The organism is Enterococcus sp. DIV0240d (assembly GCF_051711245.1).
Taxonomy (GTDB): domain Bacteria; phylum Bacillota; class Bacilli; order Lactobacillales; family Enterococcaceae; genus Enterococcus_D; species Enterococcus_D casseliflavus.
Window position 1 is genome coordinate 935,445 of sequence record NZ_JBIOMG010000001.1, and the last position, 17,533, is coordinate 952,977.

The following is a 17,533-nucleotide window of genomic DNA, read 5'->3' on the forward strand; positions in this document are numbered from 1 at the left end:
AAAAAAACATGGTTAAATGAAAAAGCTGAAACAGAAAGAAGGAAGGAGCTTTTGCGTGAAAAAAATTCTGCGCTTTTTCATGTGGGTGGCGATGGTCCTGATCGGACTCTTAGCTGCCGTTTTTCTGGCTTTTCAACTCTCCCCACGACCGGGGGCTTTTTTGATCGGTCATCTGTTTAACCAAGAAGTGACCATCAAGGATGAGGCAGCTTATCAAAAAAGTTTGCCGAATGTGACGGTCAAACAGGACTTGACGTATCAATCGGATTATCAACGCAGTACCTTTGATCTATATTATCCCAAAGAGGCACAAGGCCCTGTTCCAGTCATTTTTTGGGTCCATGGGGGCGGCTATGTCGGCGGAGACAAAGAAGGGGTCAAAGAGTTTGCGACCTATGTCGCCGATGAAACCAAAGCCGCTGTGATTTCGATCAATTATGAATGGGCACCAAGTCTGCATTATCCTGGACAGGTCAAACAAGTAGCCCAAGCGGTAGACTCGATCAAAGCAGATGCCCAAGCATACCCCATGCTGGATTTCGATCAACTCTTCTTCGGCGGGGATTCTGCAGGGGCCCAAATCGCTGGGCAATATGTGGCGCTGCAAACCAATCCAGCGTATGCGAAGGAAATGTCCTTTGATCAAGACATTCCTGCATCGGCCCTGAAAGGGTTTATTTCCTATTGCGGACCGCTTGATTTGAAGCAGATCGCCGGGACTTCTTCAGATGATCGCTTTATGAAATTCTTTGTCAAAACGGTTGCTTGGTCGTTATTAGGCAAAAAAGAATGGCAAGATAGTCCCCAACTGCAGGAGATCTCGCTGGTGGATAAATTGACGGCTGATTTTCCACCAACGTATATCACGGATGGCAATGCCTATTCCTTTGAAGACCAAGGCATTGCCTTTGCCAACCGGCTGCAAGCTCTTGATATTCCCGTGACGAGTCGCTTTTACAAAGGGGATTCGGAAACGGTGACCCACGAATACCAATTTGATTATAGCTTGCCCCAAGCACAGGCCTGTTTGACAGAAACGTTGACCTTTATCAAAGACCAGCTGGCTCACTAAAAAACACCTTGTTTTTCACCCTCAATTGGCGAGAAACAAGGTGTTTATTTGTCAGCAGATCAATCAAGTCCGATGAAGTAGTCATCGTCTTTCATCGCTTCTACGGAACCAAGCAGATACCCGTTCCCAACTTGTGAGAAGAAGTCGTGGTTGCTGGTACCAGTTGAAATACCGTTCATGACGATTGGATTGACATCGTTGGCGGTATCTGGGAAAAGCGGGTCTTGACCTAGATTCATCAAAGCCTTATTGGCATTGTAACGCAAGAAGGTTTTGACTTCTTCGGTCCAGCCGATCTCATCGTATAATTCTTCGGTATAACGCTCTTCATTTTCATACAACTCATACAACAAGTCGTACATCCAGTCTTTTAGCTTTTGCTGTTCGTCTTCTGGTAATTCGTTGAAACCTAATTGGAATTTGTAGCCGATATACGTGCCGTGAACGGATTCGTCACGAATGATCAATTTGATGATCTCCGCTACGTTCGCTAGTTTGTTATTGCCTAAGTAGTAAAGGGGTGTATAGAAACCTGAATAGAATAAGAAGGTCTCTAGAAATACACTGGCGATTTTTTTCTCTAGCGGTGTGCCATTTTTGTAGATCTCATTGATTCGTTCGGCTTTCTTTTGCAAATATGGATTGGTGTTGGTCCATTCAAAAATATCAGCGATCTCCGCTTTTGTATTCAGGGTGCTGAAAATCGATGAATAGCTTTTTGCATGGACAGATTCCATAAATTGGATGTTGTTCAAGACCGCTTCTTCATGTGGGGTGCGGACATCTTTACGCAGTTGATCCATACCGCTTTCTGATTGAACGGTATCTAATAAAGTCAAGCCGCCAAAGACGTAGCCCACCGTTGTTTTTTCTAATGGTGATAGCGTCCGCCAGTCATCAAGGTCATTTGATAAAGGGATCCGCGTGTCTAACCAGAATTGTTCTGTTAATTTTTCCCAAGTGGATTTATCGATGATATCTTCGATCTCATTCCAGTTGATTGCTTCATAGTAAGTCTTACCCATAGTCGGTTCCTCCAATAATCGTATCAAGACAACAGCCGACCCGCTGTCAAGAAAGAGCAGGGGCAGGCGGTTGGTTCGTTTTCAGGCAAAAGTTGGATTAGATGACGCAGCTTTCACATTGGTTGCTGCCGATCTCTTCTGCATCATCTGTAAAGGTCCGTACATAGTAGATCGATTTGATGCCTTTGTGGAAAGCGTAGTGACGCAAAATGTTCAAATCACGGGTGGTTTGTTTTGTCGTTTCTTTCCATTCGTAAAGACCTTCTGGAATATCTGAACGCATAAACAAGGTCATACTCATACCTTGATCGACGTGTTTTTGAGCAGTTGCGTAAACATCGATCACTTTGCGCATATCCATATCGTAGGCTGATTTGTAGTAGCCGATCGTCTCATTGCTCAAGTAAGGTGCTGGATAGTAGATCTTGCCGATTTTCTTTTCTTGGCGTTCTTCGATCATCCGAGTGATTGGGTGGATGCTGGCACTCGTATCATTGATATAAGAGATCGAACCATTTGGTGCAACGGCTAGGCGGTTTTGGTGATACAAGCCGGTTTCTTTGACGGTTTGTGCCAAGGCTGCCCAATCTTCACCAGTTGGTAAAAAGACGCCTTCGAACAATGCTTTGACTTTTTCCGATTTTGGTTGGTAGTCACCTTGGATATAATCGGTGAAGTAGCTGCCGTCTGCATACGCTGATTTTTCAAAGTTATGGAAAACTTCGCCTTTTTCTTTGGCGATGGCATTGCTTTCAACCAATGTCCAATAGTTCAACAACATGAAATAAAGATCAGTAAATTCAAGGGATTCTGGTGAACCATATTCCATTTGATTTTTTGCAAAATAGGTATGCAAGCCCATTGCGCCTAAACCGATCGTGTGGTTCAAGGCATTCCCATTTTGGATCGATGGTACTACGTCAATGTCAGACGCATCAGTAACAAAGGTCAAGGCACGAGTCATTGCTCGAACAGATTTCCCAAAGTCAGGGCTGTCCATCAATTTCACGATATTGGTGGAACCTAAGTTACAGCTGATATCTGTTCCTAAAACTTCGTATTCTTGTTTGCCGTTGATCTCAGATGGTGCTTGGACTTGAAGGATCTCGGAACAAAGATTACTCATGATGATCTTGCCATCGATTGGGTTGCTGCGGTTTGCTGTATCGATATTGATGATATAAGGATAACCAGATTCTTGCTGCAATTTAGAAATTTCGTTTTCTAGATCACGGGCTCTGATTTTGGTTTTGCGAATCCGTGGGTTCATGACTAAGTTGTCGTATTCCTTGGTGATATCGACATAAGAGAAGGGCACGCCATATTCTTTTTCGACACTGTAGGGACTAAAGAGATACATCTCTTCATTTTTACGCGTCAATTCGTAGAATTTGTCAGGTACGATCACGCCTAATGATAAGGTTTTGACACGGATTTTTTCATCCGCATTTTCTTTTTTCGCTGATAAAAAGCTGATGATGTCTGGGTGGAAGACGTTCAAGTAGACCACGCCAGCCCCTTGCCGTTGACCCAATTGGTTTGAGTAGCTGAAGCTATCTTCAAACAATTTCATTACAGGCATCACACCACTTGCTGCCCCTTCGTAGCCTTTGATAGGCGCGCCGGCTTCCCGCAAGTTTGATAACGTGATCCCGACACCGCCACCGATTCGTGAAAGTTGCAGCGCGGAGTTGATCCCACGACCGATCGCGTTCATGTCATCAGTGATTTGGATCAAGAAACAAGAAACCAACTCACCGCGACGTTTGCGTCCTGCATTCAAGAAAGAAGGGGTTGCTGGTTGGTAACGTTGGTAGATCATTTCATCCGCCAAGCTCATTGCTAACTCTTCATTGCCATCCGCAAAGTAAAGGGCGTTGAAAGCGACCCGATCTTCGTAACGTTCTAGATACGCGGTACCATCATTCGTTTTTAATGCGTATTGTGAATAAAATTTGTAAGCAGCCATAAATGATTTGAAAGTAAAGTGTTGCTCATCTAAGAATTGATACAATTGCTCAATAAAGGCAGGGCGATACTTTTTGATAAATTCTTCTTCTAAATAATCATTTTCAATCAAATAATTGATTTTGTCCATTGCAGTCGCAAAGGTTAAGGTATTTGGTTCAACGTTTTCTTTAAAGAATGCCGCTAAGGCTTCTTTGTCTTTATTTAATGGAATTTGACCATCTACTGGACGGTTGATCTCATTATTCAATTTGAAATAACTGACATCTTTGATTTCTTTCAAGCTCATAAATGGCTAACCTCTTTTCTTGTTTTGTTCGTATAAAAAAGGACTTGCGGTCTGGACGACTGACAAATCCCTCAAAAGCATCACATTGAGAAAAATCTTAGCTCGCTAATTGACGTAGTTGATCTGGACGGAAACCGATGATCGTTTGCGCATCAGAGGTAATGACTGGCACACTTTGGAATCCTTGTTCTTTCAAAAATTCTAATGCTTCAGGCTCATTATCAATATTGATTTCTTCAAATGCAATCTGATTTTCACTTAAAAAGCGTTTCGCCATTTTACATTGCATGCAGTTGTTTTTAGAAAATAGTTTGATATTCATAATTGTTTCCTCCGAGTTGTAATAGTTATAAACCTAGTATAAATAAGTCTCGGAGAAAGTCAACGAAAAAACACTATATCTTGTGCTTGTGAATTCGGCATACACAATTTATAGTGTTTCTGTGTTTTTTATGCAAGGGAAAAAAGCGGAAAATACTTAGAATTACAAGGTTTTTGCGTAATTAATACAGGGGATATGCAATCAAAATGAGTAAAAAAAATCCGTATTGTGAAGGAAGATTCAAAGTGAGGGCCGAAACAGATTGACTTCTTATGGAAATGGCTCTATTATAATGATAATCATTCTCAATTAAAGTAGGTTAATTATAACAACACTTCACAAAAGGAGTAAGAAGCAATGAAAATGGCGCAAACTCGGGCTTCTGGAACATACAAAATCGACTCGTTGGCAACCACCAAAGAAATCACGGCTCATTTAAATGATCTTGGTATTCGCACGGGCGTTGAAATCGTTGTGGTACAAAAAGATCGCAAAGGCGGCATCATTTTACACCAAGGGACGCGGATCGCTTTAGATGAACGGGTCATGGAACAAATCGATGTCACAGAAACCCAGCAGCAAACCATCATTACCTCTTTGGATCAGCTGCAAGTCGGTGAAAGCGGGAAGGTCAATCAGATCGCCGCCAAAGGTGCGGTGCGCCGTCGATTGATGGATATGGGACTTACGAAAAACGTCCATTTGGAAGTGGTGAAGCTGGCTCCTTTGGGTGATCCGATGGAGATTCGGCTCCGCGGCTATGAATTGTCTTTGAGAAAGCAAGAAGCAGCGTTGGTTTTTGTCGAAAAAGGAGTCGAAGCGTAATGACCTATCACTTTGCATTAGCAGGAAATCCCAATAGCGGGAAAACGAGTACCTTTAATCAATTGACCGGTGCCAAACAAACAGTGGGGAATTGGCCAGGCGTTACCGTGGAACGAAAAGCGGGGCGACTGCGAAAAGACCGACAAGTATTGATCCAAGATCTACCAGGGATCTATTCCTTGTCGCCGTACACACCAGAAGAACTGATTTCTCGCAATTATTTGATGGAAGCATCATTGGACGCGGTGATCAATATTATCGATGGAACCAACCTGGAGCGCAACCTGTATCTAACATTGCAATTATTAGAAATGAATGTCCCGACTGTGGCAGCCATCAACATGATCGACCTATTAAAGAAAAAAGGCTTGCAGATCAATTTCGAAAAGCTGGCTTACGGTCTAGGGGTTCCCGTAGTAGGGATCAGTGCTTTGAAGCAACGCGGCTTAACCAAAATGATCGAGGCAGCGAAGCATGTAGCCAATACACAACCGCTTCCTCCCCGCTACGATGCTCGTCTAGAAGCTGGCTTGACCGAGATCATGGCGATTTTGCCAGAGACGATCCCTCAGCAGCAAAAACGCTGGTTTGCCATAAAACTCTTTGAAAAAGATGAAGCGATTCAGACGATGTGTAAACTGACTGATTCCCAGCAGGCAGTCCTTCAGGAGACGATTTCGATTTTAGAGCTGATCTTTAAAGACAGCAGTGACGCCATTCTCGTCAATGAGCGCTATGGCTTCATTGAAGAATTGTTGGCGCTGGCAGTCATCAAGGAAACAGATCAGCACTTAGCCTTCAGCGACAAAATCGACCGTGTGTTGACCCATCGCGTATTGGCACTACCGATTTTTGCCTTCATTATGTGGGGAATCTACTATTTATCGATTCAGACGATTGGTACGATTGGTACTGATTGGGTCAATGATGTATTATTTGGCAGCTGGATTCCCGAAACAGCAGCGCACTGGCTAGAACAGCTGCAAGTCGCCCAGTGGCTGCAAGAACTGATTTTAGACGGCATCGTGGCAGGGGTCGGTGCGGTCTTAGGCTTTTTGCCGCAGATCTTCGTGCTCTTTTTTTGTTTGGCTATCTTGGAGGACTGCGGATACATGGCACGGGTGGCATTTGTCATGGACCGCCTGTTTCGCAAGTTTGGTCTATCTGGCAAGTCGTTTATCCCCATGTTGATCGCTACCGGTTGCGGGGTGCCCGGCGTGATGGCAAGCCGAACGATTGAAAATGAAAAGGATCGTCGGTTGACGGTGATGGTCACGACCTTCATGCCATGTTCTGCCAAATTGCCGATCATCGCATTGATTTCAGGAGCCTTTTTCCCTCAGTATAGTTGGGTCGCCCCATCGGCCTATTTTGTCGGCATGGGTGCTGTGATTTTTTCAGGGATCGTCTTGAAAAAAACGCCTTTATTTGCAGGTGATCTGGCACCATTTATTATGGAACTGCCAGCGTATCACTTGCCGCAGCTCACAACGATTTTGAAAAGTGCCTGTGATCGAGCCATTGCTTTTGTGAAAAAAGCCGGTACGATAATTTTTGTGGCTTGTATCTTTGTCTGGTTTACCTCCAGCTACAGCTTTGCCTTGCAGCGGGTCACAGAAGACCAAAGCATTTTGGCCTTTTTCGGACGACTTTTGGCGCCGCTTTTTGCTCCCCTAGGCTGGGGAACCTGGCGAGGCGCCGTGGCGACGATCACTGGCCTGGTCGCCAAAGAAAATGTGATCGGCACCTTTGGGATCCTCTACGGACAAACTGGGGAGTTGTCAGAAAGCGGGACGGAGATTTGGCAAGTGTTGCGCGGCGATTACACTGCTGTGGCGGCATACTCTTTTCTCGTCTTTAATTTACTATGTGCCCCTTGTTTTGCTGCTATCGGTGCGATCCACCGTGAAATGGGGGCCAGCAAGTGGACGTGGTTAGCCATTGGCTATCAATGCGGCTTGGCATACTGCGCCAGCTTGTTGGTCTACCAATTCGGGCACGTCGTCTTTGAAGGCGGACACCTCACGCTGGGTGTTTTCGCGGCAATCCTCATTGCTGGGCTATTGGTATTTGCTCTGTTGAAGAAACCATTCCGCGGGAGTGCACCCTTGATCCAAGTCGTAGGAGGCGAAAAATGATTGCTACAATAATTCTAAGCGGCCTGATTTTTGGCTATGGCACCCGTGTGGTGTACCGCATGGTGAAAAAGGATCATTGTTCTGATTGTCATATCAGTTGTCCTGTGAAGCATGAGGAAGCAAAGTAGAAAATAGCAGTTGTAAGTAAAAATTTGTGTGAAAATACCTACAGGTAGAAATACAATTGAAACGGTAGATCTTAGCCATGAATAGATTGTTTGCTTTAAGAAGTTCTTAGTTTATTTAAGAGCTTCTTTTTTTATTGTGGGTGCAAGCAAAAGATCTGTCCATTTTTGGTTCACTTTTTCCTTGAGAGAATAAGTTTTGTGAACTGCTCAAGAAGGATATCGAGAAAAACTGGAGGCTAATAAAAAAAATAGCCAGTATATCTGGTCTTTTTGAAAAGAGCAGTTCACTTAATCTGGAAGCGCGTACAAATATGTGGTCTCAAATCGTCTATTCAGGCCAGAACTTTTCACTTATAGTGTGTGTATAGGAATGATCTCGAGAAATTCTTTACTAAAACCTAAAGAAATTTTTTTTAGAAAGGAAATCGTCGTTTGCAAACTACATTATTAACAAAAGAAAACATTTTACTTCAGCAAGACAGTACCAGTTGGCAAGAAGCAATCAAAAAAGCTGCCCAGCCGTTATTGAAGAATGGCAGCGTTACAAAACAGTATGTCGAAGCGATGGTTCAATCTGTCTTAGATGCCGGGCCGTATATCGTGCTTATGCCTGGGTTTGCTTTGGCCCATGCCCGATCAGAAGATGGGGTTTGTCGTTTAGGACTAAGTGCGATGACATTAAATACCCCCATCTCATTTGGTTCGCCCAATGATCCAGTGAAAGTCATTTTCTGTTTGGCAGCGATAGACCCGACCAGTCATTTGGAACTGATGGGTGAGTTAGCAGAAGTTTTAGCAAGGGACAATATCATTGATCGTTTAGCAAATGTGCAGACACCAGAAGCATTTATAAAACTATTAGAAGAAACGAGGAGTTAAGATGGGATTCTTTCAAAAAAAGAAAAATGATGCATCGATCCAAGCAGATGCAAAACCTAAGACAAGTAATGGCAAGAAATATTTGATAGCGGTTGCATGCCGTGCGGGGATGGGGAGTTCAACGCTGCTTCACATAAAGGTAAAATCAGTGATTGAAGAAAACGGCTATCCCATTGAAACGATTCATGGAAACCTAGACGTCCTCATTGGTTTTACGGGCGATGCCTTTATGAGTATGGCAGATATCGCAGCGGAACCTGATTTTCAAAACAAACCTTATGAAGTCATAGGCATTCAAAATATTATGAGTAAAGAAGAGATCCAAGGAAAACTAGAAACATTTCTTGAAACGATGCAAACAAAATAAATTGATGGAGCGAGGAATAAATTGAATGGCAATTTTAGTAATGAACCAATTCAGAAATACTGCTGTGTTGCTAATGATTTTGGCTTTGATTGGGTTACTTGCACAAAGAAAGCCTGCGAAGGAGACCCTGAGCGGTGTCCTCAAAGTGGGCATTGGGTTTATGATTTTTAATATTGGTGGTGGTCATGTAGGAACGATTGCTGCAAATTTTGCCACGTTGTTTCAGACCGCATTTGGTGTTCAAGGGACGGTTCTGGCAGTAGAGCCTGCTACAGCGTTAGCCATGGATGTATATGGTTTTGAAATATCAATGATTATGGGCTCAGGGTTCATATTCGGATTAGTTATTGCGAAATTGACGCCTTTAAAATCAATTTTCTTAACCGGTCAGCATTATCTTTTCTTTGCTGCTGTCATTGGGTTGATTTTTATTTCGAATGGTATGCCCACTTGGGTAACAGTTATCTTTGGTTCTTTGGTGCTAGGTTTTGCAGGAGCAGGGCTGCCCAAATTGGCTCAGAAATATACAGATGAGCTGACAGGTAATGCAGGGGTTGCACTAGGTCACTTTAACTTGATTTTTTACTGGTTCTCAGGTGTCATCGGCAGTGTCATTGGAGGGAAAAATTGGCAAGCAAAGAAAGAGAAAGCAGCCAATCGCGAGCTCCCTGATTTCTTCTCCGTATTCCGAGATTTTGTCTTCTCTGTTGCATTTTTCATGATTATTCTTTTCTACATTGCAACGATCGCAGCAGTTTTAAGTGGTCATATGGATGTCGTTCAAGAAATGGCTGGCAACGACTTATGGTTCTTGTATCCGTTGATTCAAGGGTTGCAATTTGCTGCGGGGATGTCTGTACTGATTTATGGTGTGCGTCAATTTATTGCTGAATTAACGGCTGCCTTCGTGGCGATCTCAGAAAAATATATCCCAGGATCAATGCCGGCAGTAGATGTTCCTGTGTTTTTCCAATATGCGCCAACCATGGTTCCTGTCGGTTTTATTACCTCGTTTATAGGTGGGTTAACAGCGACGTTTGCCATGGCTGCTATGGGTTCTCCCGTTGTGCTTTTGCCAGCCGCTGGGATTGCTTTTTTCTCGGGTGGAACCATGGGTGTCTTTGGTTCAATAAGAGGCGGGTTGAAAGGGGCGATCATCGCATCCTTCTTAGGCGGTATTTTGCTGACTGCATTGCCTTTGGTGCTTTTCCCAGCTTTTTCTGAATTAGGCATCACAGACGCTGGATTTCCTCAAATCGACTACAATATTATCGGAATTTTACTAGACAAAATCTTAAAACTATTTAGTTAAACAGTATGATTAGCAAGGAGAAGGATGGATACAATTTCTCCTTGCTATAAGGAAGGAAAATCTGTATTGAATGAAAAAAACGTTTTGTTTGCATATAGTACGAATTTAAAAGCCCAAAGCGATGCTCAATTTTATCGGCTTGAAGAAGAAGAAGTCTATCAACAGATGGTGAAGGCCAAAGAACTTATTCTCCATGCAGAAAAAAATCATAAGCGCGTTCATGTAACAGGCGTGGGAAAATGTTCCTATGTAGCAGGCTATGCAGCTTCACTTTTCTCCTCTGTCGGTACGCCAGCCTATTTTTTAGACACAACCGAAACTGTGCACGGATCGGCAGGACAAGTCGTGGCTGGCGATGTAGTGATTGCGATAAGTAATAGTGGGAACACCAAAGAATTAGAATATGCACTTGCTGCCTTAAAAGCCAATGGCGCCGTAATTTTAGCGGTAACAGGAAATGAAGATTCTTCCCTAGCTTCCTGTGCTGAAGTCACATTGTCTTCTTATGTTTCCCAAGAAGGGGACTCATTGAATAAACCGCCACGTTCCTCTGTGATCGCCCAAATGATCCAGCTGCAGGTTCTGTCGGTGTTGCTGCAAGAAGCAAAAGAAATCAATTTAGAAGATTACCTTAAATGGCATCCAGGGGGAAGCTTAGGAGCAACGACAAAAAAGGAGCTTACACAATGAAAATCAGAGGAATTATACCAGCAATGGTCACACCATTAAATGAGAACGGTATCAATGAAGAGGGCACTAGAAAGCTTGTAAGACATTTGATTGCTGGTGGTGTCCACGGGTTGTTTATTTTAGGAACCAATGGCGAATTTCATACCTTAAGCAAAGAAGAGAAAATCCAGTTTGCAAAAATCGTTGTCGATGAAGTATCGGGCAGAGTACCAGTATTTGCAGGTGCCGGAGATATTGCAACGAATAAAGTGATTGAGTTAGTAAATGAGTTTGCAAAAATCGGCGTTGATGCTGCTTCCATTATTACACCATATCTTTTGAAATATACCGATGAAGAGCTGATTCATCATTATCGTGTGATTGCTGAGCAAACGACACTGCCAATCATTTTGTACAATATTCCGCCAAATACTAGAAATTTCATCAATCGTCATGTTTTCTCGGAATTACTCAAAATTGATTCGATCATTGGGATAAAAGATTCGAGCGGTGATCTAGAAAACTTTAAGGGCTATCTTGAATTAAATCATCGAGAGGATTTCTCTTTGCTGATGGGAAGCGACTCTAAGATTTTAGAAGCATTACAGTTAGGAGCAGATGGTTCTGTGGCTTCAACCGCAAATGTTGTGACGAAAACAGATGTGTCGATCTATGAACAATTTGTAGCTGGAAACATAGAACAAGCACGGCAAGCACAAGCAAGTATTGATGATTTTAGAGAAGCCTGCAAATGCTCAACGATTCCGTCTGGGCTGAAATACTGTTTGCGGGCAATCGGACAGGATGTTGGGTTACCGAAACTGCCTGTTCTAGATCTTACGAAAGAAGAAAAGCAGCAGGTGGATCAAGTGCTTCAAAAATATGTACAAGCGGAAGGATTTACATTGAAAGTAGAACAGTAGGCTGCAGAAATGGGGGAACATTGATGGTGAAAATTGACTATAGGACGAGAAAGATGATGATGGCTCTGATTGAAAAACCGACCATCAGTTACGATTATCTTCAGCGGAATTATTCTATGAACCGCACTCAAATAGAGTATACCATTGATAAAATCAACCAGTTTCTATCTGCCCAAAAACTACCACTTAGCGTGAATAAGGAAAGTGTGATCCGACTGCCTGAAAAAAGCAAGGAATATTTGTTGGAGTCATTTTTACGTGAGCGTATGTTTAAGTATTATGAGATGAGTTCAAAAGAACGAGGAAAATATATCTTTTTGACGCTCTTTTACTACGAGAAAGACTATCTGTCGGTCAACCATTTTTTAGATGCGTTAAAAATCGGCAAAACAACCTTTATGAGTGATCTGCGCAAATTACAAGCGGAATTGCAGGGGTACGATATTTCAATCAGTTACTCGAGAAAAGAGGGGTATCACTTAGCAGGTGATGAACTGATGATTCGTTACGCTTTATTTCGAATGATTTTGGAAGATGTAACTAGCAAGGACGATGATTTTATCTACCGTTACTTTATTCATAACGAACGAATACAATTGGCGGATGAGCAGGACACCTATCTTTCTCTTCTTTTAGAAAAACATGCGATAGAGTTAGTTGAAAATAGGTTGATTGAATTGAACTATATCCTTATTTTTTTATACCCAAGAATGGGCTTGAATGAATTTGATCTAAAACCTTTTTCTAATGATCATGAGTTAGTAAAAATGAAGGAGTACCGCTTTGCTGAAGAAGTTTTAGAAAACGCAGGGGTGATGAATAGTATAGAAAAGAACTATCTCTGTGGGTGGGTACTGGGAATGGCATTAGGGAATGAAAAGGAATGGCTTCAAGGAAATTTGGTCATCATTGACTTGGTAGAAAGAATTGTCGAGCGATTTGAATTGCTTTCAGGTATTCGTTTCAAGGATAAACACTCTGTCATCAAGCAATTATATAGTCATTTTCGACCGACCTATTTCCGAATGCTGTTTCGATTACCGATCATCAACCCTATGCAGGATAAAATTTTTGAAAAATATAATGACCTTTATCAGATCGTAAAAGAAACCTTGAGACCAATCAGTGATAGCTTTGATTCAAAGCTTCCAGATGAAGAAGTAGCCTTTTTAACCATGCACTTTGCGCTTTTGATCAGAAATTCTGAAGAATATATGGTGCAACAAAAAGTGGGGGTCGTTGTCTGCCCAAATGGTATTGGAAGCTCAGCAATCATTTACAATGAATTAAAGGAAATCTTTCCCTCTTTTATCTTATTGGGACCGATTGAAACAAGCGAACTGCATTCATTTGATCAGTCATACGATATCATTTTTACGACAAAACCCAACTTTCAACTTTATCCGTTAAAAAAGCCGATTTTTGTAGTAAACCCGATCATGTCTTACGAGGAACGAACCCAGTTGTTTTTAGATGTCAAATTCGAAACCAGTACAAGCATCAAGCCCAATACTGTGACGATCGACGGCTTGATGCAGGTTATTCAACAATATTCAACAGTTACTAGTGAGTCAGCTCTGCGGCATCATTTAGAGAAATTTGTACAAGAGACCTGCTCGCCAACGGCATCTATCATGTCTCAAAAAGAGAAAAAGTCAAAAGAACCTGCAATGCTGTTGGATATGATGCGTCCAGAATTGATACAATTAAACAAAAAAGCCAGAACATGGGAAGAGGCCTTTTATCTCGCAGCCAATCCATTGATTGAAAGAAAGATCATCACTAGAAATTACATCGATTCGATCATTCAACAAACCAGATCAGAAGGCGCTTATATGGTGATATTCGATCAAGTTGCCTTACCGCATACGGTTCCTGAAGCAGGTGCAAAAAAACTTGGCATGGGATTGACAACGTTAGAATCTGAAGTATATGTCTTGGGAACGATTCCTGTAAAGTATATCTTTACCCTTTCTGCATTAGACAGCAAGCAGCATCTAAATGCGATGACTCAGTTTATTACCCTTATTGAATCCAAAGATTTTTTTCGAGAATTAGAAAAACATGAATGTCCGGAAACAGTTTATCAATGGTTTGCAGAGATTTTACGTACTGCTGTTGTATAAATTTTTTCGAAAATACTGTAAGTCTTATAGGATAAAACAGATACTCTTTGGTCTTTATTGAGAGAAGCGTGCGAAGGGGAGTCATTTGCCTTCATCATTTGCTGCTGTTCATCCGAACGCAAGCGATGTTACTCAGAACTGTTAACAGCGGAAGAATTCTCTAATGATACTAATTTATGCCGTTTGAGGTTAGTCCAGTTCTACAAGAAAGATGCATTCGGGAATCAGCTACCATAGAAGTGGAGAAACAGTTCGATCACGATCGGGCTGTTTTTTTATTCTTTACAAAACGACCTATTAAAGGAATCTCAAATATAGTATAATTATTTAATAAAAAGATATTATTTAGTGAGGTTCGCAGGAAAGGGAGCAGGGAATCTCGTTAGAACGTAAACGAAGATAGGTTTTTGATAAAGCAGAGTGAAAGGGTGAGGGCATGAGACAACAACGAAGACGGGAGCGTCAGAAACACCAGCGGATCATTGTGGGGTTAAGTACAGCGTTGCTGGCAATCATACTTGGAGTGATTTATCTAGTGATTCAAGTGACAAGCATCCCCGAACAGCGTCATACAGCAGAAACGACAAAGGCAACAAAGCCAATGCAAGAAACGAGTAGTTCTACCGAAACAAAGCCAGCAGTAAAAACCATCACAGTGACAGCTAGTGGCGATATGCTTTATCATACACCTGTTTATTTAAGCGCTTACGATGGGAAGCGTTATGATTTTGACAATGATTTTGAGCAAGTCAAACCGCTGATTGCATCGGCGGACCTTGCTTTAGGTGATTTTGAAGGAACCATCAATCCTAATAAACCGCTTGGCGGTTTTCCCTTATTCAACGCCCCTATCGATGCTGTTGCCAGTATCAAAGACGCGGGCTTTGATGTGATCGATCTTGCCCATAACCATATTTTAGATACAGGGATCGAAGGAATCAAAACAACGGCGGCTGCTTTTCACGACCAAGGCTTGGCAACGATTGGTGTCACGGTCGACAATAGCGGAATCCTGGTCAAAGAAGTCAACGGGATTAAAGTTGCTCTCTTGGCCTATGCCTATGGCTTCAATGGCCTTGAAGAAAGCTTAACTCAAGCAGAGTATGACACCTATTTGAAAGACTTGTCGTTAGATAAAGTGGAAGCAGAGATCAAAGAAGCGGAAAGCTTGGCGGATATCACCATCGTGATGCCTCAGTCTGGTGTCGAGTATTCTTTAGAACCAACGGAAGAACAACAAACTGTTTATCGGAAGATGATCGATTTTGGTGCTGATATTATCTTCGGTGGCCATCCGCATGTAGCAGAACCAACCGAAATCATCGAAAAGGACGGGGAAAAGAAATTTATCATTTATTCAATGGGAAACTTATTGTCGAATCAACGTTATGAAACCGTCAATAACAACTATTGGACCGAACGAGGCGTCATCCCAGAAGTTGAAATCTCCAAAGAAGGGCAGCGGACCTATTTAAGCAAGATTGCCTTGCATCCGACTTGGGTCTCCAAAGAACCGATCCCTGATCGTACCTATTATGATCCAGAATACGGCGTCTTGCAGGCCTTTGATTTTCAAGTTTACCTTGCCGCAGATTATCTGCCAGATGGGCAATATGCCAAAAATGTCCCTGAAGAAAAGCGCCAGCGGATCGAAACCGCCTACCATGAAATGCTGGAGCTGTTGGATTTGAAGTGGGAGTAGTGAGGACAAGAAAGCAATCTGGCTAACAGGTTGCTTTTTTATTGGCTATCGAAGAGTATGAACCATGAAATGAAAGTCAATCTATTTTTTAAAACATGACACCAGATCACCATTTATGAACAAAAAATGACACCTCAAGCTGATAAAAATAAGTAATAATGTCAACATAAAGTATTCAGAAATCATTTCCAACTCATTTCTGAATAAATAAGAAAGGAAAGTAGGGTGTGTCATGAGAATTATCATATTGACGAAAAACATATCATATGAGATTGATTTGCAGCGGGAGCTGCAGATTTTGAGCCATGAAGTGTTCGTGGGCAGAAGTACCGAAGAGGAGGAATGGTTGATAGAAAGTGCCAAGTTATTTGACTGTTTATTTGTCAGTGAAACAATTGCTGATCCAGAATTTTTATTGCTCAATCAGACATTGGCTCCTTATTATCAACAGCGGATCGTTCGAATCTTGCCAGGGAATGACGAACAAGAAATGATACTGGAAAAAGCGGAAAATGCGACCTATCTTAATCGGTCATTTGTCGAGTTGAGAGAATTTTTGGCGGCTTTGCCACCAAATACTCGCAAGTTAGAAAAGGCATCAGTAACGAAGGAATCGTTCCCTAAATTTCTTAGTCTGCAAGAACAGATCTTTTTCAATAATCTAGCAGAAGAGCAATTTATCAACCGAGAGGACCTTTGCTGGAAAATTTGGGGCAACGGCGGCACGAATTCCCGAAAATCGCAGCTATCGATTTTGGCGAAACGAATCAATGAGAAATTAGATGAATACGACTATACTGAAAAACGCGTCCGTACCGCTTGGGGCAAAGGATATATCTTGCAGTAAAAAAGCTGAAAATGGGTTTAACTTTTATGCCTGACAAATAGGCCTTCAGGTAAATTTGCCTATCTTGTAGAAACGACTCTGTTTTCAAAGCGAGTCGTTTTTTTATATAAGTATATTAGCAATAAATGAAGAAGGTTATGGAAAAATATGATGATGCTTTTTTTTAGTGATAAAATAGAGATAATCAGTAATGGAAAGAAATACTGCGTAAATGAAAAAAGCATTTGTAGAAAATTGATGGAATACCTTTTGGAGGAGGAAATATCGTGAAGCAGGTTGAATGTGTGCTATTTGATTTGGATGGAACTTTATTGGATTCAAAAGAATGTAGTGTGAAGGCGACAAAAGCAGCTTTTAAAGAGATGGGACTCAAAGTACCCAGTGAAGTAGTCATTGAACATTATATGGGAATACCGATCGAAGAATCATTTTTTAAAATGTCTGAACAGCCATTAGATCAAGAAACCGCAGCGGAATTGATTCGGATTTTCCGAGCCTATTACCAAACCTATGAAGAAAGTACCTTGAAAGTATTTCCAGAAATTCCCCATGTCTTAGAAATCTTAAATAAACGAAAGGTACCTTGTTTCGTCGTTTCAAGTAAGAAGACAGCGGTCGTCAAACGAAACTTAGCTGCTCAGGACCTTGTGGCGTTCTTTGAAGAAATCATCGGCTCTGATGCGGTGACCCACTACAAACCTCATCCCGAAGGAATCAACAAAGTCGTGTCACACTATCAATTTGACCCGACAAAGACGATCATGATAGGAGATGCTATTTTTGATATCCAAATGGGAAAAGCCGCGGGTGTCAAAACGATCGCCGTTACGTGGGGCAGCCACGATCCGAAAAAGCTTTCTGAAGAAAACCCAGATGCTTTGGTAGATGCGCCACGTGAGATTTTAGATTTTCTATATGCATGATCCTTTTTTGTGCTCACA

At 42.0% G+C, this 17,533-nt stretch carries 16 protein-coding genes; 13 read left to right on the forward strand and 3 right to left on the reverse strand.

All coding sequences use genetic code 11. The features are described from left to right. Nucleotides 1–16 precede the first annotated feature (16 nt). Nucleotides 17–1,072, forward strand: a complete 1,056-nt coding sequence (locus tag IGJ25_RS04415; protein WP_194185653.1) for an alpha/beta hydrolase — start codon at nt 17–19, stop codon at nt 1,070–1,072. A gap of 59 nt (nt 1,073–1,131) precedes the next feature. On the opposite strand, the gene nrdF is transcribed toward IGJ25_RS04415, so the two are convergent. From nrdF to nrdH, 3 genes are all read right to left on the reverse strand, one after another. Continuing rightward, entirely contained in the window at nt 1,132–2,097 is a 966-nt protein-coding gene (nrdF, locus tag IGJ25_RS04420; RefSeq protein ID WP_005225180.1) for a class 1b ribonucleoside-diphosphate reductase subunit beta, read from the reverse strand. Nucleotides 2,098–2,194: 97 nt separating this feature from the next. Then, the gene (gene nrdE, locus IGJ25_RS04425) at nt 2,195–4,354 is read right to left on the reverse strand and encodes a class 1b ribonucleoside-diphosphate reductase subunit alpha (RefSeq protein ID WP_081116783.1); all 2,160 of its coding nucleotides are present in this window, start codon (nt 4,352–4,354) and stop codon (nt 2,195–2,197) included. Nucleotides 4,355–4,451: 97 nt separating this feature from the next. Then, nucleotides 4,452–4,676, reverse strand: a complete 225-nt coding sequence (nrdH, locus tag IGJ25_RS04430; RefSeq protein WP_005225182.1) for a glutaredoxin-like protein NrdH — start codon at nt 4,674–4,676, stop codon at nt 4,452–4,454. A gap of 357 nt (nt 4,677–5,033) precedes the next feature. On the opposite strand from nrdH, the gene IGJ25_RS04435 reads away from it, so the two are divergent. From IGJ25_RS04435 to IGJ25_RS04490, 12 genes are all read left to right on the forward strand, one after another. Continuing rightward, entirely contained in the window at nt 5,034–5,501 is a 468-nt protein-coding gene (locus IGJ25_RS04435; RefSeq protein ID WP_060793026.1) for a FeoA family protein, read from the forward strand. Beyond that, on the forward strand, nt 5,501–7,639 hold the full coding sequence (gene feoB / locus IGJ25_RS04440; RefSeq protein WP_438779123.1) for a ferrous iron transport protein B: 2,139 nt from the start codon (nt 5,501–5,503) through the stop codon (nt 7,637–7,639). Before IGJ25_RS04435 ends, feoB begins: the two co-directional genes overlap by 1 nt. Further along, nucleotides 7,636–7,767, forward strand: a complete 132-nt coding sequence (locus IGJ25_RS04445; protein ID WP_115224854.1) for a FeoB-associated Cys-rich membrane protein — start codon at nt 7,636–7,638, stop codon at nt 7,765–7,767. The genes feoB and IGJ25_RS04445 overlap by 4 nt, the downstream gene beginning before the upstream one ends. 432 nt (nt 7,768–8,199) lie before the next feature. Next, nucleotides 8,200–8,646, forward strand: a complete 447-nt coding sequence (locus IGJ25_RS04450; RefSeq protein ID WP_016610455.1) for a PTS sugar transporter subunit IIA — start codon at nt 8,200–8,202, stop codon at nt 8,644–8,646. Between the two features lies 1 nt (nt 8,647). Beyond that, complete coding sequence (locus IGJ25_RS04455; protein WP_016610456.1) at nt 8,648–9,013, forward strand: PTS sugar transporter subunit IIB; 366 nt, start codon at nt 8,648–8,650, stop codon at nt 9,011–9,013. A 25-nt stretch (nt 9,014–9,038) separates the two neighbouring features. Continuing rightward, complete coding sequence (locus IGJ25_RS04460) at nt 9,039–10,325, forward strand: PTS ascorbate transporter subunit IIC (protein WP_081116782.1); 1,287 nt, start codon at nt 9,039–9,041, stop codon at nt 10,323–10,325. 24 nt (nt 10,326–10,349) lie between these two features. Continuing rightward, on the forward strand, nt 10,350–11,015 hold the full coding sequence (locus IGJ25_RS04465; protein WP_060793029.1) for an SIS domain-containing protein: 666 nt from the start codon (nt 10,350–10,352) through the stop codon (nt 11,013–11,015). Then, a complete protein-coding gene (dapA, locus tag IGJ25_RS04470) occupies nt 11,012–11,917 on the forward strand; it encodes a 4-hydroxy-tetrahydrodipicolinate synthase (protein ID WP_060793030.1) in 906 nt (301 codons plus the stop codon). The genes IGJ25_RS04465 and dapA overlap by 4 nt, the downstream gene beginning before the upstream one ends. 23 nt (nt 11,918–11,940) lie before the next feature. Further along, a complete protein-coding gene (locus tag IGJ25_RS04475; protein ID WP_081116781.1) occupies nt 11,941–14,043 on the forward strand; it encodes a BglG family transcription antiterminator in 2,103 nt (700 codons plus the stop codon). A gap of 436 nt (nt 14,044–14,479) precedes the next feature. Then, nucleotides 14,480–15,745 carry a CapA family protein gene (locus IGJ25_RS04480; RefSeq protein WP_060793031.1) on the forward strand — a complete coding sequence of 422 codons (1,266 nt, stop codon included), beginning with the start codon at nt 14,480–14,482 and terminating at the stop codon, nt 15,743–15,745. A gap of 232 nt (nt 15,746–15,977) precedes the next feature. After that, entirely contained in the window at nt 15,978–16,592 is a 615-nt protein-coding gene (locus tag IGJ25_RS04485; protein WP_005225192.1) for a hypothetical protein, read from the forward strand. A 266-nt stretch (nt 16,593–16,858) separates the two neighbouring features. Then, entirely contained in the window at nt 16,859–17,515 is a 657-nt protein-coding gene (locus IGJ25_RS04490) for an HAD family hydrolase (protein WP_081116780.1), read from the forward strand. Nucleotides 17,516–17,533 lie beyond the last annotated feature (18 nt).

Bases quoted from the DNA above. Each gene is read 5' to 3' on its own strand.
- dapA (WP_060793030.1), top strand. From the start codon at position 11,012: ATGAAAATCAGAGGAATTATACCAGCAATGGTCACACCATTAAATGAG.
- IGJ25_RS04445 (WP_115224854.1), top strand. From the start codon at position 7,636: ATGATTGCTACAATAATTCTAAGCGGCCTGATTTTTGGCTATGGCACC.
- IGJ25_RS04435 (WP_060793026.1), top strand. From the start codon at position 5,034: ATGAAAATGGCGCAAACTCGGGCTTCTGGAACATACAAAATCGACTCG.
- IGJ25_RS04475 (WP_081116781.1), top strand. From the start codon at position 11,941: ATGGTGAAAATTGACTATAGGACGAGAAAGATGATGATGGCTCTGATT.
- nrdE (WP_081116783.1), bottom strand. From the start codon at position 4,354: ATGAGCTTGAAAGAAATCAAAGATGTCAGTTATTTCAAATTGAATAAT.
- IGJ25_RS04465 (WP_060793029.1), top strand. From the start codon at position 10,350: ATGGATACAATTTCTCCTTGCTATAAGGAAGGAAAATCTGTATTGAAT.
- feoB (WP_438779123.1), top strand. From the start codon at position 5,501: ATGACCTATCACTTTGCATTAGCAGGAAATCCCAATAGCGGGAAAACG.
- IGJ25_RS04455 (WP_016610456.1), top strand. From the start codon at position 8,648: ATGGGATTCTTTCAAAAAAAGAAAAATGATGCATCGATCCAAGCAGAT.
- IGJ25_RS04460 (WP_081116782.1), top strand. From the start codon at position 9,039: ATGGCAATTTTAGTAATGAACCAATTCAGAAATACTGCTGTGTTGCTA.
- IGJ25_RS04485 (WP_005225192.1), top strand. From the start codon at position 15,978: ATGAGAATTATCATATTGACGAAAAACATATCATATGAGATTGATTTG.
- nrdF (WP_005225180.1), bottom strand. From the start codon at position 2,097: ATGGGTAAGACTTACTATGAAGCAATCAACTGGAATGAGATCGAAGAT.
- IGJ25_RS04480 (WP_060793031.1), top strand. From the start codon at position 14,480: ATGAGACAACAACGAAGACGGGAGCGTCAGAAACACCAGCGGATCATT.
- IGJ25_RS04415 (WP_194185653.1), top strand. From the start codon at position 17: ATGAAAAAGCTGAAACAGAAAGAAGGAAGGAGCTTTTGCGTGAAAAAA.
- nrdH (WP_005225182.1), bottom strand. From the start codon at position 4,676: ATGAATATCAAACTATTTTCTAAAAACAACTGCATGCAATGTAAAATG.